The organism is Polynucleobacter sp. Adler-ghost (assembly GCF_018688495.1).
Taxonomy (GTDB): domain Bacteria; phylum Pseudomonadota; class Gammaproteobacteria; order Burkholderiales; family Burkholderiaceae; genus Polynucleobacter.
Genome location: NZ_CP061320.1, coordinates 460,788 through 478,888 on the forward strand (window position 1 = coordinate 460,788; position 18,101 = coordinate 478,888).

At 43.5% G+C, this 18,101-nt stretch carries 21 protein-coding genes; 14 read left to right on the top strand and 7 right to left on the bottom strand.

Features of this window, described 5'->3' with window-relative positions; genetic code table 11:
• The first annotated feature begins 27 nt into the window (after positions 1-27).
• On the top strand, positions 28-294 hold the full coding sequence (locus tag ICV89_RS02475; RefSeq protein ID WP_215309382.1) for a hypothetical protein: 267 nt from the start codon (positions 28-30) through the stop codon (positions 292-294).
• A gap of 24 nt (positions 295-318) precedes the next feature.
• Here the strand turns inward: ICV89_RS02475 and ICV89_RS02480 are convergent, their stop codons facing one another.
• The gene (locus tag ICV89_RS02480; RefSeq protein WP_215309383.1) at positions 319-741 is read right to left on the bottom strand and encodes a FliG C-terminal domain-containing protein; all 423 of its coding nucleotides are present in this window, start codon (positions 739-741) and stop codon (positions 319-321) included.
• 37 nt (positions 742-778) lie between these two features.
• Complete coding sequence (locus ICV89_RS02485; RefSeq protein WP_215309385.1) at positions 779-925, bottom strand: hypothetical protein; 147 nt, start codon at positions 923-925, stop codon at positions 779-781.
• A gap of 249 nt (positions 926-1,174) precedes the next feature.
• On the opposite strand from ICV89_RS02485, the gene ICV89_RS02490 reads away from it, so the two are divergent.
• Complete coding sequence (locus ICV89_RS02490) at positions 1,175-4,792, top strand: hypothetical protein (protein ID WP_215309387.1); 3,618 nt, start codon at positions 1,175-1,177, stop codon at positions 4,790-4,792.
• A 76-nt stretch (positions 4,793-4,868) separates the two neighbouring features.
• On the opposite strand, the gene ICV89_RS02495 is transcribed toward ICV89_RS02490, so the two are convergent.
• Positions 4,869-5,804, bottom strand: a complete 936-nt coding sequence (locus tag ICV89_RS02495; protein ID WP_215309389.1) for a M23 family metallopeptidase — start codon at positions 5,802-5,804, stop codon at positions 4,869-4,871.
• Positions 5,805-5,914: 110 nt separating this feature from the next.
• Here ICV89_RS02495 and ICV89_RS02500 point away from each other — a divergent pair, with 110 nt between their 5' ends.
• The gene (locus ICV89_RS02500) at positions 5,915-6,265 is read left to right on the top strand and encodes a hypothetical protein (protein ID WP_215309391.1); all 351 of its coding nucleotides are present in this window, start codon (positions 5,915-5,917) and stop codon (positions 6,263-6,265) included.
• A 13-nt stretch (positions 6,266-6,278) separates the two neighbouring features.
• Here ICV89_RS02500 and ICV89_RS02505 read toward each other — a convergent pair whose 3' ends face one another.
• Entirely contained in the window at positions 6,279-6,725 is a 447-nt protein-coding gene (locus ICV89_RS02505; protein ID WP_215309393.1) for a surface-adhesin E family protein, read from the bottom strand.
• Positions 6,726-6,866: 141 nt separating this feature from the next.
• Between ICV89_RS02505 and ICV89_RS02510 the strand changes: the two genes are divergently transcribed.
• The 9 genes from ICV89_RS02510 to ICV89_RS02550 all read left to right on the top strand — a co-directional run bounded on the left by ICV89_RS02510 (position 6,867) and on the right by ICV89_RS02550 (position 12,794).
• Entirely contained in the window at positions 6,867-7,205 is a 339-nt protein-coding gene (locus ICV89_RS02510; RefSeq protein ID WP_215306033.1) for a polymer-forming cytoskeletal protein, read from the top strand.
• Positions 7,206-7,229: 24 nt separating this feature from the next.
• Entirely contained in the window at positions 7,230-7,697 is a 468-nt protein-coding gene (locus ICV89_RS02515) for a polymer-forming cytoskeletal protein (RefSeq protein WP_215309395.1), read from the top strand.
• A gap of 18 nt (positions 7,698-7,715) precedes the next feature.
• Positions 7,716-8,102, top strand: a complete 387-nt coding sequence (locus ICV89_RS02520; protein WP_215309397.1) for a polymer-forming cytoskeletal protein — start codon at positions 7,716-7,718, stop codon at positions 8,100-8,102.
• 66 nt (positions 8,103-8,168) lie between these two features.
• A complete protein-coding gene (locus ICV89_RS02525) occupies positions 8,169-9,041 on the top strand; it encodes a ParA family protein (RefSeq protein WP_305848865.1) in 873 nt (290 codons plus the stop codon).
• A gap of 4 nt (positions 9,042-9,045) precedes the next feature.
• A complete protein-coding gene (locus ICV89_RS02530; protein WP_215309400.1) occupies positions 9,046-9,387 on the top strand; it encodes a hypothetical protein in 342 nt (113 codons plus the stop codon).
• Between the two features lie 140 nt (positions 9,388-9,527).
• On the top strand, positions 9,528-10,709 hold the full coding sequence (locus tag ICV89_RS02535; RefSeq protein ID WP_215309401.1) for a hypothetical protein: 1,182 nt from the start codon (positions 9,528-9,530) through the stop codon (positions 10,707-10,709).
• Between the two features lie 266 nt (positions 10,710-10,975).
• Complete coding sequence (locus tag ICV89_RS02540) at positions 10,976-11,254, top strand: hypothetical protein (protein ID WP_215309403.1); 279 nt, start codon at positions 10,976-10,978, stop codon at positions 11,252-11,254.
• A 380-nt stretch (positions 11,255-11,634) separates the two neighbouring features.
• Positions 11,635-11,820 carry a hypothetical protein gene (locus ICV89_RS02545; protein ID WP_215309404.1) on the top strand — a complete coding sequence of 62 codons (186 nt, stop codon included), beginning with the start codon at positions 11,635-11,637 and terminating at the stop codon, positions 11,818-11,820.
• Positions 11,821-12,203: 383 nt separating this feature from the next.
• Positions 12,204-12,794, top strand: a complete 591-nt coding sequence (locus ICV89_RS02550; protein ID WP_215309406.1) for a hypothetical protein — start codon at positions 12,204-12,206, stop codon at positions 12,792-12,794.
• Between the two features lie 55 nt (positions 12,795-12,849).
• Here ICV89_RS02550 and ahpF read toward each other — a convergent pair whose 3' ends face one another.
• Both ahpF and ahpC read right to left on the bottom strand, forming a co-directional pair.
• Positions 12,850-14,394, bottom strand: a complete 1,545-nt coding sequence (gene ahpF / locus ICV89_RS02555; RefSeq protein WP_215309408.1) for an alkyl hydroperoxide reductase subunit F — start codon at positions 14,392-14,394, stop codon at positions 12,850-12,852.
• A 120-nt stretch (positions 14,395-14,514) separates the two neighbouring features.
• Positions 14,515-15,078 carry an alkyl hydroperoxide reductase subunit C gene (gene ahpC / locus ICV89_RS02560; protein ID WP_215309410.1) on the bottom strand — a complete coding sequence of 188 codons (564 nt, stop codon included), beginning with the start codon at positions 15,076-15,078 and terminating at the stop codon, positions 14,515-14,517.
• A gap of 145 nt (positions 15,079-15,223) precedes the next feature.
• On the opposite strand from ahpC, the gene ICV89_RS02565 reads away from it, so the two are divergent.
• A complete protein-coding gene (locus ICV89_RS02565; protein WP_215309411.1) occupies positions 15,224-15,832 on the top strand; it encodes a glutathione S-transferase in 609 nt (202 codons plus the stop codon).
• Between the two features lie 60 nt (positions 15,833-15,892).
• Here the strand turns inward: ICV89_RS02565 and ICV89_RS02570 are convergent, their stop codons facing one another.
• On the bottom strand, positions 15,893-16,330 hold the full coding sequence (locus ICV89_RS02570) for a rubrerythrin family protein (protein WP_046329724.1): 438 nt from the start codon (positions 16,328-16,330) through the stop codon (positions 15,893-15,895).
• A 424-nt stretch (positions 16,331-16,754) separates the two neighbouring features.
• On the opposite strand from ICV89_RS02570, the gene ICV89_RS02575 reads away from it, so the two are divergent.
• Positions 16,755-18,092 (top strand): heterodisulfide reductase-related iron-sulfur binding cluster, encoded by a 1,338-nt coding sequence (locus tag ICV89_RS02575; RefSeq protein WP_215309413.1) that lies wholly within the window; start codon positions 16,755-16,757, stop codon positions 18,090-18,092.
• Positions 18,093-18,101 lie beyond the last annotated feature (9 nt).

Below are 18,101 nucleotides of genomic sequence, written 5' to 3' on the forward strand. Positions count from 1 at the left end.
CTAGAAATTACAAAGCTTCCAAAAATCATGAGTATGCATTTACCTCATTTTCCTGAAACTACTTTCATCCGTTTTAAAGCCCTTGTGGCTTTAACGGTGGCAGATATTTGTCTGGTTCATGATAAATGGCTTACCTTTACCGTGTTGCTGGTCATTGCCGTTGCTCTAGAGTTTCTCTATCGCAGTTTGCATGAGGTTTTGTTGCACAATCATGAAATTGAAAAAGCGACCGAAAAAATTGCTCAGCGCAAAGCCCATCAGAAGGCAATGGAAGAAGCCGGCGTGCATCATTAAGCCGCTTTAAGTCAGATCGATTCATTAGAGATACTTTTCGTCTAAAGCCGTTTTGCGTAGGGTAATCTTTTGAGTTTGGTGCAGCTCGTAGGCCACTTTCAATACCTCTAACTGCACTGCATCAATTTCTGGGCTTTTCAGCTTCTCGCTATTTTGTAAGTCTTCCCCAATGCTCCTGGCTCTGGCCTTGGTCATGGCACTCAAGATCTTGATACCCAAAGGTTTGCTCACCTTTTTTAAACAAATCACGAGGCTTTTATCCGAAATCTTGTGGAGCAGGCTTTGCATATCTAGATCTGTAAGAAAGACCAAGTCTTCAAAGCTGTAGAGGCGATCTAGGATTTCCTTAGCAATTTGGGCATCATGACTCTCTACATGCTTTACCCCCAAATCCACCTGGGCTTGATGCAGGTGCGCCAAAATCGCGGCGGCATTTTTCACTGTCATGGTTAACGGACGCTTCCCAAAGGCAGGCTGAAGCTGATTAACGCCTCCAAAAGCAAGAAAGTTTGCGATCCATACCCGCCGCGTAATCGTGATAAACCCACTGATTGCAGATCCCCTGATCAATGAATAGCGCTAAGCCTAAGACTGCCAGAGCGCTGAGGAGGTATTTGTATACATGCTTCATGATTAGCCTATTGTAGGATTAGCAGCAAATTTACACAAAGTGGCAATTTACCCCAGATTAAAGGCGTTCTTATCCTGCTTTGGGAGGGGTGACCACCTATCTCACTGCCCAAAAGCTCCTGTTAGCGGTCATCTGCGTCAAATCACGTTTTTTATATCAAATTTTGCGGTTTTTAGTCATTTAAGGGGTAAATGAAAGCGTCACTTTAGCCGTAATAAGTTCAATAAAACTATAATTTTTGGGCAAAAAGTGACTTTATCGATAACTTCTAACGGAGTTAATTTGTGGGATAGCAGTCACGTCTCTAAGCGCAGCACGCTGGAGATTAGGCAGCTAACAACCGACCAGGCTGCGTTAATCAGCCCGGCTCAGATCGCCCCTTTTAAGGCGATTCAAATCCACGCCTTTGAGAGTGCCGATTTGAACGCCTTAACGCCAGAGACCTTTGCGGCAATCGATCCTTTTTCAATTACCGGTATGACTACCAGTCAACTGACGGGTTTATCAACTGCCAATGCAGGGGCTTTTACCGCCACCCAAATTTCGAAATTAAACTCCGCCCAAATTGGTAAGTTGTCAGCAGACGACATTAATGCTTTAACTCCAGCCGCAATGGCGGCCATTACCAAAACTGCCGCCAGAGGATTTACCACAACGCAATTGGCTGGTTTATTGGCTACTAATGCTACTGCAATGACAAGTTCGCAAGTGGCTCAGCTAAATGCAGCTCAAATTGGATCCTTATCCACCGCCGCTTTAAATGGGTTAACGACAACCGCAATCGCTGCCATTTCGACAACTGCCATTCGCGGTTTAACGACCACGCAAATGGCCGCCTTATCGACGACCAATGCTGGCGCTTTAACCAGTGCTCAAGTGGCCCAGTTGAACGCTGATCAAATTGGCGCCTTAGCTCCTGCCGCTTTAAATGCATTTAGTCCTACTGATTTTGCAGCAATTCAAACTAAAGCGATGGCAGGCATTACTGGCACACAAGCCGCTGGAATCTCTGCCGCTAATACGGCAGCCCTGTCTTATCGACAAATTAATGCCATGACTAGTGGCGGTATTAATGGCTTCACAGCCCTAGCCTTTGCTGGTATCGATGCAAATGCAGTTCAAGGTTTCAATTCCACTCATCTCACTAGTTTAGTGACGACGAATGCTACCGCCCTAACAACTACCCAAGCTGCTAAATTAAACTCCACGCAAGTGAGTAAATTGTCTGTCGATGCTATTAATGCAATGAGTACAAACGCGATTGCGAGTATTCCGACAGGGGCAATCAAAGGCTTTACTGCTGCGCAATTGACGGGCTTATTAGCAACCAATGCTGGAGCGTTAACGAGTGACCAGTTGGCTCAGCTTAATGCTGTACAAATTGGAGCTTTATCGACAGCAGCCTTAAATGGACTAACTCCAGCGGCAATGTCGGCGATTTCCACAACTGCTATCCGCGGCTTAAGTACAACTCAACTAACCGCCTTATCGACTACCAATGCTGCTGCCTTAACAGGGCCTCAAGTGGCTCAGCTCAGTTCAGATCAAGTTGCCGCCTTAGTCAATCTAAATTCTATGGGAGATGATGCCATTGCGGCCATCTCTTTATCTGCGATAGCTGGTATGAGTTCTACTCAAGCAACGAGTATGTCTGCCGCGAATGCGTCCTCACTGTCTGCTCGACAAATCAATGCCTTCACTACAACCAATCTGAATGCCTTAAGTACCACCGCCTTTGCGGCCATTGAGCCGAGCGCAATTCAAGGATTAAATACTGCGCAAATGACTGCTTTATCAACCGCCAATGCTAGGGTTCTAACTGCGAATCAAGTAGCCCAGCTTAATTCAACTCAAATTGGCGCGCTCAACAATGATGCTTTGAACGTGTTGAGTACAGCAGCGATGGCAGCGATCACACCAACGGCAATTCGTGGGCTTACTACTACACAGCTGGCTGCTTTATCTGATACCAATGCTGGTGCCTTGGTCAGCGCTCAAGTAGCTCAAATTAATTCCACTCAAATCGCTGCTTTTACTCCTACAGGATTAAATTCATTCAGTACAACAGCAATAGCAGCCATTACCCCAAGTTCCATAGCCCGCCTGACTACTGCACAGGCGGCTGGATTATCTGATGCCAAAGTTGCCGCGCTTTCTTATCAGCAAATCAATGCCATGAGCAGCGCAGATTTAAATTCTTTAACCACTACCGCCTTTGCTTCAATAGATCCCAACGCAATCCAAGGTTTAAATACTAGCCAACTCACGAATTTAACGACTGCTAAAGCCACGGTCTTCACTGCTGATCAAGTAGCAAAATTGAGCTATGTGCAAATTAGTAAACTGCCTTTTGCCGATCTCAATGTGATGAGCACCAGCGCGATTGCGAGTATTCCAGCTGGAGCAATTAGGGGGTTGAGTAGTGCGCAATTAGCTGGTTTATCCACTACGAATGCAGCGGCTTTAACCGCCGACCAAGTGAGCCAATTCAATTACAGTCAAATTGGTGCTTTGCCTTATGCCACATTAAATAGTCTAACTACTGGAGCAACGGGCGCAATGGCAGCCATTACTCCCAGCGCAATCACAGGTCTAACTACGGATCAAGCCAGTCACTTATCTGCTGGCAATGCAGGGGCCTTGGTTGGCACTCAAGTGTCTCAACTTAACTCAACTCAAATTGGCGCCTTCTCCACTACCGCATTAAATGGACTCACTCCCAATGCAATGGCTGCGATTTCAACCTCAGCCATTTCAGGGTTAACGACTGGACAATTAGGAGTTCTCTCTTCTGCCAATGCTGCAGCATTGACCCCCGAACAAGTTGCTACCCTGAACTCTACTCAAGTTGGTGGTCTATCGACTACTGCTTTAAATGCCTTGAGCCCAACAGCGCTACCGGCGATTTCAACCTCAGCGATTACAGGTTTAACGACTGCGCAACTCAATGCACTTACTACAACCAACACTGCGGAATTGACTAATCAGCAAGTAGGCTATCTGACTTCAAGTCAAATTGGCGATTTAACGAATTTAAACTCCCTAAGCCCTGATGCTATGGCAGGAATTTCAACATTAGCTATTTCTGGCTTAACAAGTACACAACTAGGTGGACTCACGACTAACTCCGCTGAGAACCTCACAGACGGTCAAGTTGCCCAGCTAAGCTCTACTCAAATTGGACAGCTCAACTACGCCGCCTTAAATACATTAATCCAAGAGTCAGGAACGGCGATTACGGCAGCAGCAATGCATGGCGTAACGGATACGCAGGCTCCGTATTTAGATACTCTTAGTATCGGTGCAATGTCCTCTAGTCAAGTTGCTCAGCTAACTACCACCGCCTTAAATCTGCTAACTACAGCAGCAATGGCAGCAATTACACCTACGGCTATTTCGGGTTTGACGACTACGCAATTAGGAGCCCTTTCTGCTACCAATGCAGGTGCACTGACTGGTGAGCAGGTTGCTAAGCTTAGTTCGACTCAAGTTGGCGGCTTGTCCACTACTGCATTAAATGGCCTTACTCCAGAGGCAATGGCCGCGATTGCGACAACAGCTATTTCGGGTTTAACGACTACGCAATTAGGAGCCCTCTCTACTGCAAATGCAGGAGCGCTTAATAGAGAGCAGATCGCCATGCTCAGCGCAACGCAACTTACCAGTCTTTCAAGTGCAGACGTAAATACATTCACCAATGAAGAGTTTGCCGCGATTACAACTAATGCAATGGCGGGAATGACTCTCAGCCAAGTTAATGGACTAGGTTCGACTAGAGCAAAAATGTTGTCCGCTTACCAAATAGCAGCGTTAACTGATGTATCAACAGATTTCGTAAAAACTCGATTTACTACCTTGTACGCCTAAAAATATTTAGAGCTTAATTGGCTGTCTGTCTAGCCAATCTATCTATGCAGTTTTAATGCAAAAAATTTGCTGTGAATTACCAGTATTTCGATGGCGGGGCGTAGACCAAAATCTTGGCTGGATTGAGGTAAGTATTATTTTGGTGAATCTCATAGTGAAGATGCGGGCCAGTCGATCTTCCGGTAGAGCCCGATTGTGCAATCACTTGACCACGCTTTACTAGTTGTCCAACTTTGACCAATAGTTTGCTGTTGTGAGCATACTTAGAAATAAAGCCCTCGTTGTGGGCAATTTCAATAAAGTTGCCGTACGCTGGATCAAAGGCTGACTTAACCACCGTGCCATCACCTGACGCTACGATAGGGGTGCCAGTTGGAGTAATAAAGTCAATGCCAGAGTGCTGCGCCAATTGCTGAGTAATGGGATCTATGCGGACACCAAAGTTGCTGGTCATGCCCAGCCTGGCATCAATTGGCGGGCCAATGGGTAAGGCTCTGAGCCAGCTATATTGCTTTTGCCATTCAGGCTCTAGCTTGGTGGCGATATCCAGAATTTGATTGGACTTATTAGTAAGATCCTCTAGGTTATCTACTAAAGCTTTGGTGGGATCAAACTGAAAGTTCACCGGCTTGAGAGGGCCACCAAGGTGTGCGGGATCTAAGAGCTTCTCTTTGATAGTGCTCGGGGTAGAGATGGCAAGGTAGCGGTCTTTACTGGCTTTGAGTTCATTAAAGGTAGCGCTAGCCTCCTTTAGACGCTCTTGGAAAGAAGCCAGCTCTCGAAGATACATACCGTCTAGTCTTGAGCGCTCTTCAGGCGTCACTATCCCGGTAACTTCTTTAGCTAGCTCAGGGTTGACTTCAAATGCGATGGTAATGCCGGTATAAAAAATCAAAATCCCAAAAGCACAAAACGTACAGCCAACAATAGCCAACAAGCGTAAAACACTCTTTTGGGTGATATTGATTTGTTTGATCGAGCCAGTCGACCCTGAAACCCAAAATAATTGCATGGATATTCTATAAGTGTTTGATTTTTTTCAAGAAAATTACGTAGCTTGTCTGCAAGGTGATCTATAATACCAATGAATTTACTTTAAAGCGACCCTCTTTCTCGCTCCTTATGAATCTGTTACGTACCATTTTTAAAATACTGTTAGCTAGCATTTGTCTATTGGGTAACCAAATTGCTCAAGGGGCAATCATTGGCCAAATGCCAGCCCATGGCGACATTTTGTACATTACCGCCGAGCCTTGTACCTCCGAAACGGGTAGGATTGAGCCTAATTGGTTTTTTTCCTACAGTGTCAGCGCTACAGGTAGCGTGAGCCGTAGTTGCTACGTGAGATATAACGATCAAATCTGGATTCGGGGGCCATTTGGAGCAGAAACTACCTACCCAATGAGCTACTTCTCCAAACCTGCTAACGCTGCTGAAAATAAGCCAGACGCCACTCCAGAAGTGAAGCCGTAATTAGTTCCAGCGGCTACTTGCTGCTTTGGTCCTTGTTGGGTTGACTTGGTTTACAAAAAAACTGAAATAAGACATCACTCATCGTTTCAGGAATGACGCGTTCCCAGGGAGAGTCCGGGGTATTTTCAGCGCCCAAACTGGTGCCAGAACCCCCCGAACCTGCGTAATAACCAATATAAAACTGCTTATAGCTCTCGTAGCCAGTCCGGCAAAAGTAGGATAAATCCTGAATGACAGAAAGGGTGGGCTCTCCATTGGGGCCGGAAAGAGCTTGAGAATAGCTTGTTAATAGCCAGGTGCTCACTTGCTCTGACTGGGTTTCCCTGACAGTTTTACTGTCATCGTAATAGTAGTGATTTCCCAGTGCATCAGAGGAGATAAAGCTCCACCCAGCATAGCTGGCATTAAGCGGGTTTAGTAAAAAAGCCGTTAATGCCATCAAGAGCCATTTTTTGGTCATAAAAAGAGGGTAGATTTTGGTGCGTGAAATATTTAAATTGTTCATATATAGTGCGTTTAAGCCCTTACAGGGAGTTTCAACTGATAAAATCGTTGCAATTTATACCAATAATAGAAGTACTGCCCCCAAGGAGTGTTAAGCATGGCTGAAGCAAATCAACAAGGTTGCCTATTTGTAGGTGAAGGCGTAGTTCTCAAAGGGAATTTTGAGGTTCCGGATATCGCCTCCATCTCAGGAGTTGTCGAAGGTGAGATTACTGCAAAACAAGTCATCATAGAGGCAACAGGCGTCGTACGTGGCAAATTGTCTGGTGAGTCGGTCGATATTCGTGGTGAAGTGAATGAGTATATTTCTTCAACCCGTAGTCTGATTATTCGTTCCACTGGTAAGGTTAGTGGTTCCATTAATTATTCTGAAATTGAGATTGAAAAAGGTGGCCATTTGCATGGTGAATTACATAATCTCAATCCCCATTCCTAATCATCTTAAGCAGAACATACGACGATGTCTATCTTTTCAAAAAACACCACTTCACAAAATAACCCAGAGCAAGATATGCAAGAGCAGCCTGATAACTTTTCTCAGTCAAATGTGCCTGAAGAGATTGACTCTGAACCAGTCGAGCAAAATCTTCGCAGTGAAGTACCAGTTCGCTCTTCCATCAACAGTAAGCCATCGATTCTGAGTGAGGGCTTTACCTTTGAAGGTACGATAGTTTCTGATGGTGTATTGAATATTTCTGGGACTGTACGCGGCAAGGTTACCGCTAAATCTATCTTGATTGACTCGACTGGCCAAGTTGATGGTGAACTCAATACTGAAAACCTAGTAATTAAGGGTGACTTGAAGGGAGACGTCAACTGCGATGACTTGAATGTTGGTCCACTTGCTCATGTGAGTGGGAATATCAATTACAAATATATTCATATTCAACGTGGTGGCAAGATTAGCGGCAAATTTAATAAAAACTAACCTGCAACTAATATTGCTTTGAAACAAAATACCGTAATACGCCTGCTTGATCCGTCTAAAGAAACCTTCGGCTCAATTATTGGATCTGATTTAGAAATTACTGGTAGTTTATTAGCAACAAAGTCCCTAAGAATCGATGGCACGATAGTTGGCGATATTAAAACGAAAGCGGGCGCAGATGTTTGTATTGCGCTTGGTAAAACGGGTTTAGTGCAAGGCAATATTTCTGGGGTGCGAGTGTTGGTTGCCGGTCGAGTAGAGGGCAATGTGCTTGCAACCGAAAGAGTGGAATTGCACAGTGGCGCAGATGTCCATGGAGATATTATTTATGCTCAAATTGGCATCGAACAAGGTGCACGTTTGAGTGGATTACTTTCTAAAATTATCAACGATGATGATAATTAGGGAGCTGGCATTGTTGGCAAAAAAAGAGTAATTAACATGTATACCAATGGCACAATCAAAATTCTAGTGACCAACCAAAAGGGTGGTGTTGGTAAGAGCACGATTGCCGTTAATCTAGCAGCCTACCTCGCGATACAAGAAAACATCAAAGTGTCCTTGATTGATATGGATCCTCAGGCATCATCCTCTCGCTGGGCTAAGAAAGCGCCGGATATCGGCGTCCAAGTCCATTGCCTTGACGTCAATTATGAAAGTAGTGGGGCAGCTCTTCTTAGCGCTCGCTCGGGTGTTCGCAAGTATTCATCTGGAGTTGAGGTCTGTATTTGTGATCTCACTTGGACGCCGGCTATGTCTGAACAATTTATCTTAGATTTTGATATGGTTTTAGTGCCCAGCTCGAACTCTAAATTTGAAATGGCGAGTACTGAAATTTTTATTCTGAAATATGCGCAACAGTGCATGTCTCGTCTGGCAGTAAACAAACAATTTATCTTGGTCGTTCCTAGTAAAGTGGAAGAGGGCTACTCTTCTCATGCAACTTTTACTAACTTAGACTTTCTCATGAATTGTCACATCACACCGCCTGTCTATCGAACACCAGAAATTGACAGTTACGTGTATGAGGATTTTTTATGTGTTTGCCCTGATCAAAAAATTGCAGCGAATTTTTCTTCTTTTGGAAAGTATATTTCTAAAAAAATCATTGAACGCAACATTGTTAGAAAGTCAATTTCGATCAGTGGCAACTCTTTAAATCGTGCGATCGTGAAAAAAGTGAGTGTCCTAGATGATTATCGTGAAAGAGCACGTGGCCTCAATTTTTACGGCGGCATTGCAAACACTCTACCTGTGCCGGAGCTAAAAAATGAAGGCTCAACAGAATATCGCTCGAAAAAGGGAAGCTTGGTGCCCTCTTTCTTGAGAAGGGGTGGTAATTGAACTCATGACAGACGTGAAAGATCCCTACAGAAACGATGTATTTGAAGATGAGCATGGGCGTCGAGTTGCTGTAAAGCGACTCTATACTCCCAATGAGTTAGGCGTGAGCTATGTTGAGTATAAAAATTATGATGACTCTGCTTTGCGTTTTATGCCCAAAGAACAGTTTTTGGAAGTCTTCCACTGGGTCGATAACTTTGGCACAACAGATACTTTTGTCAGAATGGAAGAGGTCGTAGAGGCTCCAAAACAGGCTGCTAAGGAGCCAGATTCCTCGGCTAGCCCAAAGGAGGAGTCTGGACAACAGCAGGATGCGGATACCACTCCTCCTAAGCGTATATCTTAGCTTTGCTTTAGAGCTTTCGGCTTGGGCATAATAGTATTCGTTTGATCATACAGCGAGTAACCAAATAGATTAGCTGGTAGAAATTTTTTGGAGTCCTTGAGTCCAATATTTATTCTCTTTGCATTTATTAAGGAATTTTAGTGTCCGACAATCCAATATATTCTCGCTACTTGCAAATTGCTATGAAGGTGATTGCAGCTTTGTGCGGTCTTACCTTGTTATTCTCTGCAGCCCAAAGTCAAGTTATTGGATTGGATGGCGAAGGATTGCTGCAATTTTTCCTGAGTCAAATACAAAATCCAGTGCAATTTAAATTACTGGTGGGCCTCGCCTTTTTAGTTGCGGGGATTTTTTTTCCCATGCCCCAGAAAAGTAGCGCAAGATTATCTGGACCTAAAGATTTACAATCCAGCGCATACCGCTTGTATTTGGTTAATAAGTACAAGATAGAAAGAAATGCGGTCTTAAATCAATTGGTTTGCCGCGATACAGTCTTTGCAAGTCTGGAAGAGGCTTTATCCTATGCACATGGACTAGAGTGCCCACCACAACATCCTAGCTATAAAGCCCCTACTTTGGATTCCTTAAAGGATAGTTTCCCTGAAACTAGTTCTGAATTAGCAAAGGTTGCTAACACCGAATCGCCTGAGAATGCTTCACTCACGGTCGGGCAAGAATCTAGAAATCCATTGCCTATCACCATGATGATAGGTTCCTTGCTGTATTTAATTATTCTAGGTGGTATGTTTTACGCCCTTTCTCAAAATATAGTTAGTACTGAGATTGTTGAGGTTTCTAAAGCCCCAGAAGTTCAGAGTCCTGTAGAGGCCAATTCTAGTAACCCTAACGCTAGTGCAGAAGCCCCTAGTAGTGATGCAGTTCCTGCCGAACTGACTGCTCAAACTGTAGCTATCAATGAGCGCTGGCTTGGGGTATGGGCATCAGAGGGCAGCACTCAAAAGCTGTCGATTACTTCTACTGCGGTGAAGTATGGCAACGATGAGTTTTTATGGGTTGGAGTTCGTCCAAAGGGCGTTGTAAAGTGCTGCCCAGCTTTTTATGAGGGGTCAACCAATAAGGCTGAGTTATTGACAAGAATGCAGGCTCAGCAAGCTTCGCCTGAAACCCCTACAATTGACTCTCAGAAGACTGCAGCCCTGGTGAATAACCTTGGCCAAGGTAATTTTAAAAAGATTGTATTGGCCGATCCATTTCTACGAAAATATTTCTTTATTTACGATCAGAATTATGTCTATCGTGTTGGTAGAGACGTAGGTGATAAATCGCCATTCATCTTTGAGCAATTTAAGAGGCAAGAGTGAGTGATATTGATAATTCAGCATCTAAAAAAGAAGATAAGCTTCATCCTATAGAGCACTTACGATTACTACGCGAGACTACTCCTCTACAAAAAGTCATTAATGAAATAGCTGGTCGTCAATGCATCTTTTTTTATAATACTTCTTGGGTTTTTGATTTTTCATTGAGTAACTCAGATCAGCCGTGGTCAGTTACCAAACAGGTTTATTTTCGCAACTCGCGAAGACACAAATGTTTAGCCTTTGCTTTGCCCTATCTAGTTATACAAATGAAGTTTTTAGACGAGCCTAAATATTTGCGCGCAGTCGTGACCTATGGCGAAGATGTTGCCACGATGATTGGCTTTATGAGTCAGTTTGTTAAGCAAGAAAAGGGTACTAAGGTATGGGCCGAAAAACCTGGCTTTGATTGGGAGCCGTGGAATATCTCTGCTTTGTTTAACCATCTCTTGAATGCCGATGGACGCTTTAATGAAATTGAGTTTTATCGCTATACCGATGCCTTTCATGTGAAATTAAAAGGTAGTTGGGAAATGATTAACGTCTAAGAGGTAGACCCTTGATTTTGATATACGTTTTCACGCAGACTATTTGGGTATAAGTAAGCCCGCTTGCACTACTTTTATTTATATTGAAGAGCCCAGAACGATAAAATTCTATATTTATCAACAAGTTCTAATGCTTTCCTTACCTATTTTTGAGAATCTTTTGATAGGCCAATGAAGTTACTCATTTATCTACTTGCAGAGTATTGTGGGGATGACAATCAGCTTTATTCCCATCAATAAAATAGATATAAATCAATTACTTGCAAAAGGATTTCATTAGGCGAGAAAATCACTTTGACTTGTGCAAATCACTTTATTTTGCTTGCGAGAGCGTCTAGGATGGAGCTATCAAGTTGACGCTTTTATAAGGAGATAAGGTCATGAACCAGTTCCAAGCGAAGAGTGATTTATCAGCAGTCTCAGCAACATTTATTAAATTAGAAATCGATGACTTGGTTAGGGATCGCTTGCTTTGGCAGGAGCAGATTGCAAGATCATTCAATCCCACGGAAATATTGCCCAATGTGATTCATCCACTTCAGGCCAATATTCTCAAGATACTCTGAGCTGGAAAAGCCCTTGAGGACATATATCGCCCCAGTTAGCTTTGCCCTATTAGTCATAGTAGCTGGTTTATACCTTTTTACCTATGAGGCTAAGCCAACATCAGGCCCCCATAAATTTGAGGATGTTGCGATGGACTCTGACGCCAAAAAACATTTTTCCCTTATCGCTGAAAAATATGCTTCTGAAGCTTCTGAAGCATCCAGAGCCTCAAAGAACTAAGTCCATAGTAAGAAAGACCCTTACGTAGAGTCTTTACGAGTCCTCAGGACTCTATTTTGCAAATAAAGAGCCTACTTAGTTACAAGTGAGTTAGCTTATTGGGAACTTATCTGACCTAGTCCTCACCGCTTGTCAATATTTAATATCTCAGGCGTAGTAAGCTATGCTCTTATTGTTATTAAATGAAGTGAAATTTATGACTGAATTGGATTGGGATCATTGGATTGCTAAGCAATATGTTTATACATGGCAAGCAGCTGCTTTAGTGCTTGGATTAAACCCTCGCCAAATTAAATTTCCAAGAAGAGATTCCGCTGGAGAGCTCCATTTCGATCGGGAAAATTTTGAAGGTCTCTTTTCTGATTTCAAGCTTAAGCTAGATTTATTGATCGAGCATGCCTGGATGCAAAACTTTTCCGCTCAGAACATGCGGGTCGACTTAAAACGATTTTTGTATTGGGCTCACAATGTTGTCAAGTGGGAGATGCCGCAAAAGCTATTGTCCTTTGCTAAAGAAATTAATCTACAAGATTTGGATGAGAGCGCAGAAGATAAGGCAAGTATTTTATTGGATGAGCGCGCCTCCTTGCAATTGATTTGGGCATTAAGAACGATGCTGAAGGATCATCAGTTTGGCAAAACTGATCGGGAGCTCATTTATTATTTGGCAAAACAATATCCAGATCAAGCGGCTTTTAAGCGCCTCGCTTTAGAAATGAGGTTTGCTGAGGCACAGGTAGCTGCCGAAAACTAGATACTGGCACTCAGAACTCACTCAGACCTGATTGAGATCTGAGTGAGTTGGATGTTTATGAGCGAATTAAATAATCAAATGCTGAGAGTGAAGCCTTTGCCCCTTCACCCATGGCGATAATAATTTGCTTATAGGGAACAGTGGTGCAGTCACCGGCTGCAAATACACCAGGCATCGAAGTTTCTCCCTTTTGATCAATGATCACTTCTCCGCGAGGAGATAAATCAATCACCCCTTTGAGCCAATCCGTATTGGGTAATAATCCAATCTGAACGAAGATTCCTTCCAGTGCCACATCATGCATCTGATGATTAGCGCGATCTTCATAGCGCAAGGTAGTTACCTTACCGTCAGCACCGAACACTTCCTTACTTAAGGCATTGGTAATTACCGTCACGTTGGGCATGCTGAACATTTTTTTCTGCAGTACGGCATCGGCACGCAACTTAGTATCAAACTCAACTAGGGTGACATGACTCACAATGCCCGCCAAATCAATAGCGGCTTCTACTCCAGAATTACCACCGCCAATCACTGCGACACGTTTACCTTTGTATAAAGGGCCGTCACAGTGAGGACAGTAAGCAACGCCTTTACCGCGGTACTCTTGCTCGCCTGGTACATTCATTTCGCGCCAGCGTGCGCCCGTACTCAGGATGACTGTTTTACTTTTCAGTACGCCACCATTTTCTAAGGTAATCGTAATTTCATCACCAGTCTTGCTTAAGCTCTTAGCGGTTTGTAGATTCATCACATCCACCTCATACTCTTTGACGTGCTGCTCAAGAGCTGTGACTAATTTAGGGCCTTCAGTTTCTTTAACGGAGATGAAGTTTTCAATACCTACGGTATCAGCAACTTGCCCGCCAAAGCGTTGAGCCACAATACCAGTCCTGATTCCCTTACGGGCAGAATAAATTGCAGCCGAAGCACCTGCTGGACCGCCACCAATGATCAGAGAGTCGTAGGCGGCTTTGGCACTTAATTTTTCAGCATCACGTGCTGAGGTATTGGTATCCAATTTAGCGGCAATTTCTTCCACGCTCATGCGGCCTTGACCAAAGACTTCGCCGTTCAGAATGACTGTAGGTACTGCCATGATTTGGTATTGATCCACCAAACCCTGAAAGAGTGCGCCATCAATCATTTCATGTTCGATGTTTGGATTCAGTGCTGCCATGAGGTTCAGGGCTTGCACTACGTCTGGGCAGTTGTGGCATGACAAAGAGATGAAAGTCTGAAAGCGCTTCTTACCTTCTAGGCCTTTGATGCTCTCAATCACGTCTTGCTGAACCTTTGGTGGATAACCACTAGCTTGCAAAATAGCCAAAATGAAAGAAGTCATCTCATGACCCATTGGTAGACCAGAGAATGCAATACGAGCAACTTCATCTACTTTGCCTACGGTAAAGCTAGGAATATTTTTACTGCCACCTGAGGTCTTTACAGTAATCTTGGTAGATTGCTCGGCAACCTCATTCAGTAGTTCCAACATCTGAGCTGATTGAGTGCTGTCATCTAAAGTGGCCTCAAGAACAATGGGGCTCTCTATTTTTTCAAAATAGGCTTTGAGTTGGGTTTTGATGTTGGTGTCTAACATGCTGTATTCCTTAGTGTTGAATCTTGATGAGTCTATTGGGCAGGAATTTTTTTTCTCATCCTGCCCAATAGACTCTCCGAAGAGAGTCTATTGATTGCTAATTACTTCTAACCTTGATCCTCAGATCTTGCCTACGAGGTCCAAAGATGGAGTCAATGTTGCTGCGCCTTCTTTCCACTTAGCTGGGCATACTTCGCCTGGGTGAGCGGCTGTGTACTGAGCAGCTTTGAGCTTGCGTAATGTCTCAGAGATATCGCGGGCGATTTCATTTGAGTGAATTTCAGCGGTCTTGATAACGCCCTCAGGATTGATAATGAATGTGCCGCGCAATGCGAGACCTTCTTCATCAATATGCACACCAAAACCACGTGTCAATGTATGTGTTGGATCACCAACCAATGGGAACTTTGCCTTACCTACTGCAGGTGAAGTCTCATGCCATACTTTGTGTGAGAAATGAGTATCGGTAGTAACGATATAAACCTCTGCACCCATCTTCTGAAATTCAGCATAGTTATCAGCCGCATCTTCAATTTCTGTTGGGCAGTTGAATGTAAATGCTGCTGGCATAAAAATCATTACTGACCATTTGCCTTTGAGGGTCTCATCGGTAACAGTGACAAACTTACCGTTATGAAAAGCTTGGGTTTTGAATGGAATTACTGGTGTGTTGACTAATGACATAAGGTTTTCCTGTTAAAAATAAATGGGTTAATGCACAACAGGAGTCATTCTGAAGGGGATTGATATATTTGTATAACAAATAATAATGATATAAATGATCGTTTTTTTAGATCAATTAATTTAGCGTTGGCTTGATAATATTGCGATGAAACCGATTTTGTATTCTTACCGTAGATGCCCTTATGCCATGAGAGCTCGTATGGCCTTGAAATACGCCGGTATTGAATATGAGCACCGAGAGATAGTTTTGCGAGATAAACCGCAATCTATGTTGCTGGTCTCGCCCAAAGGAACTGTTCCAGTTTTGTGTGTTGGTGGACGGATTCTGGATCAGAGCGTGGATATCATGCGCTGGTCATTAGATCAGTCTGACCCTGATGGTTGGCTGGAGATTGATCAGTTGCCCTCGATAGAGTGGCTTGAGAAAAATGATGGCCCATTTAAAACTCTTTTAGATCAATACAAATATCCTGAGAGATATCCCCATCTCAATCGAGAAGCGATTTTGGATGCCGCAATAGAGTTGATGCTCAGGCCAATGGAGGCCGCGCTGAAATTGAATACTTATCTAATGGGTAATAAGTTATCTTGGGTAGACGTAGCTATCTTTCCGTTTATTCGGCAATTTTCAATGTCTGATCAAAAAAGCTTTGAGGGGTTGCCGCTCCCCAATATTCAGAATTGGCTTGGTGAACTGATTGAATCCGAATTGTTTAATTCGGTAATGCACAAGCATCCAGCCTGGATTGATTAAGCCTGAAAAAAAGCCCCCGAATTTTTATTCGAGGGCTCTCAAATTAAATGACTTAGCTAATTAAGCGTTTGCCAAATGGGCTTCTAAAGTCTTAGTGAACTTGTTAGCGTGGCTACGCTCAGCCTTAGCTAATGTTTCAAACCAGTCAGCAATTTCGTCAAAGCCTTCATCGCGTGCTGTCTTAGCCATACCTGGGTACATATCTGTGTACTCATGTGTTTCTCCCGCGATAGCTGCTTGCAATGCTTCAGCAACTGTCTTAGCTGGCATACCAGTACCTGGCTCGCCTGCGCCGCCTTCGATCAAGTATTCCATGTGACCATGGGCATGACCTGTTTCACCTTCAGCTGTTGAGCGGAAAACTGCTGCAACATCGTTTGCACCAGCGATATCAGCTTGGTTCGCGAAATACAAATAACGACGGTTTGCTTGTGATTCTCCAGCAAATGCTTCTTTCAAAGACTGCTCAGTCTTTGTACCTTTTACAGTTTTAGCCATGATTGACTCCTAAAAACGGTTAGTTGAAATTGGGTGATTTGCTAAGTTACTAGCTCTATAAGGTTCACCTGCCGATGATTATGAACAAATCTGCGTATTTGAATGATCATATTTTTGTATGGACTTGATAGTTAAAAACAACTGATAAGTAAATATCAATTAATAAAATATAAGGGTAAATGGTGCCGCTTTTAGGGCCTTTTGTCGTCAAATAACTCCAATAGAGAGCTGATTTGAGTAAATGTTAGTGTCTACTACCTCTTATTTATGAATTCAAAGAGCAACTAAGAGGATTGAATCAAGCTAATTAGGTATTTTCTATGAAGATTGTTAATTAATACAATTTCACTATCGACTGGTGGAGCTCTAAACTTAGCCCTACAAAATTAATGCATTGCATACGTTCAAATAGTAGAGGACATACATGACAACTCGCGAAGGTAGTTTAGAAGCCCCAACCAGACATCCTTTGGATTGGCAAAACCCCAAGTTTTACGATAAAGCCGATCTAGAAGCTGAGATGGAGCGTGTCTTCGATCTTTGTCACGGTTGCCGTCGCTGTGTCAGTCTTTGTGGGTCATTTCCAGCCCTTTTTGATTTGGTAGATGCCACTGAAGATTTGGAGATGGAGCAGGTTGATAAGGCCGATTACCAAAAGGTAGTTGACCAATGCTACCTGTGCGATGTTTGCTACATGACCAAATGTCCTTATGTTCCTCCACACCCTTGGAATATTGATTTTCCTCACTTAATGCTTCGTGCAAAGGCAGTGAATTTCAAGGACGACAAAGCCACCTTCCGCGACAAACTACTCTCCTCTACAGATAAGCTTGGCCACTTTGCTGGCATTCCAATCGTTACGCAAGCAGTCAATGCTGTAAATAGCACTGGGCTTGCACGTTTGGTGATGGAAGGCGCCTTGGGAGTAGATAAGAATGCTTGGATCCCTGAATATGCTCATAAGACATTCCCGCAGCTAGCTGAGAAATCTGAAAATCTGCCAGTAGTGGATGGTGTCAAGACACCCGGAAAAGTCGCTATCTATGCCACCTGCTATATCAATTACAACGAGCCAGGCATAGGGCAAGATCTCATCAAGATTCTGAAACACAATGCTATTCCGTATGAGCTTGTGGATAAAGAAGCTTGTTGTGGCATGCCTAAGCTCGAGCTGGGTGATTTAGAGTCTGTTGCGCAGAATAAGGAAAAAAATATTCCAAAGTTGGCTAAGTTGGCACGTGAAGGTTATGCCATCTTGACGCCAATCCCATCATGTACTTTGATGTTTAAGCAAGAGTTGCCACTCATGTTCCCTGATTGTGCTGATACGCAATTGGTGAAAGAAGCGATGTGGGATCCCTTTGAATACTTTATGGCGCGAAATTCGGATAGCCTCTTGAAGAAAGATTTCAGTAAAGAGCTCGGGAATGTGAGTTATCACATGGCCTGCCATTCACGGGTTCAAAACGTAGGTCAAAAGACTGCGGAAACTCTAAAGCTAGTACCTGGTACTGAAGTGAATGTTGTGGAGCGTTGCTCAGGACATTCCGGTACCTGGGGTGTGAAGAAAGAGTTTCATGAAATGGCAATGAAAATTGGTAAGCCTGTATTCAGAAGAATGGCTGAAGAAGAGCCAAACTATATTAGCTCTGACTGTCAGCTAGCGGGTCATCATATTGAGCAGGGCATGGAAGAGTTGGGTTTACCTAAGTCCGAGATGGCTCACCCATTGACCTTACTTGCAAAAGCATATGGTCTTTAATTTATATAA

Excerpts from the sequence above, each read along its gene's own strand:
- ICV89_RS02475 (WP_215309382.1), top strand. The coding sequence starts at position 28 with ATGAGTATGCATTTACCTCATTTTCCTGAAACTACTTTCATCCGTTTT.
- ICV89_RS02480 (WP_215309383.1), bottom strand. The coding sequence starts at position 741 with ATGACAGTGAAAAATGCCGCCGCGATTTTGGCGCACCTGCATCAAGCC.
- ICV89_RS02485 (WP_215309385.1), bottom strand. The coding sequence starts at position 925 with ATGAAGCATGTATACAAATACCTCCTCAGCGCTCTGGCAGTCTTAGGC.
- ICV89_RS02495 (WP_215309389.1), bottom strand. The coding sequence starts at position 5,804 with ATGCAATTATTTTGGGTTTCAGGGTCGACTGGCTCGATCAAACAAATC.
- ICV89_RS02500 (WP_215309391.1), top strand. The coding sequence starts at position 5,915 with ATGAATCTGTTACGTACCATTTTTAAAATACTGTTAGCTAGCATTTGT.
- ICV89_RS02505 (WP_215309393.1), bottom strand. The coding sequence starts at position 6,725 with ATGACCAAAAAATGGCTCTTGATGGCATTAACGGCTTTTTTACTAAAC.
- ICV89_RS02510 (WP_215306033.1), top strand. The coding sequence starts at position 6,867 with ATGGCTGAAGCAAATCAACAAGGTTGCCTATTTGTAGGTGAAGGCGTA.
- ICV89_RS02515 (WP_215309395.1), top strand. The coding sequence starts at position 7,230 with ATGTCTATCTTTTCAAAAAACACCACTTCACAAAATAACCCAGAGCAA.
- ICV89_RS02530 (WP_215309400.1), top strand. The coding sequence starts at position 9,046 with ATGACAGACGTGAAAGATCCCTACAGAAACGATGTATTTGAAGATGAG.
- ICV89_RS02540 (WP_215309403.1), top strand. The coding sequence starts at position 10,976 with ATGAAGTTTTTAGACGAGCCTAAATATTTGCGCGCAGTCGTGACCTAT.
- ICV89_RS02545 (WP_215309404.1), top strand. The coding sequence starts at position 11,635 with ATGAACCAGTTCCAAGCGAAGAGTGATTTATCAGCAGTCTCAGCAACA.
- ICV89_RS02550 (WP_215309406.1), top strand. The coding sequence starts at position 12,204 with ATGCTCTTATTGTTATTAAATGAAGTGAAATTTATGACTGAATTGGAT.
- ahpF (WP_215309408.1), bottom strand. The coding sequence starts at position 14,394 with ATGTTAGACACCAACATCAAAACCCAACTCAAAGCCTATTTTGAAAAA.
- ahpC (WP_215309410.1), bottom strand. The coding sequence starts at position 15,078 with ATGTCATTAGTCAACACACCAGTAATTCCATTCAAAACCCAAGCTTTT.
- ICV89_RS02565 (WP_215309411.1), top strand. The coding sequence starts at position 15,224 with ATGAAACCGATTTTGTATTCTTACCGTAGATGCCCTTATGCCATGAGA.
- ICV89_RS02570 (WP_046329724.1), bottom strand. The coding sequence starts at position 16,330 with ATGGCTAAAACTGTAAAAGGTACAAAGACTGAGCAGTCTTTGAAAGAA.
- ICV89_RS02575 (WP_215309413.1), top strand. The coding sequence starts at position 16,755 with ATGACAACTCGCGAAGGTAGTTTAGAAGCCCCAACCAGACATCCTTTG.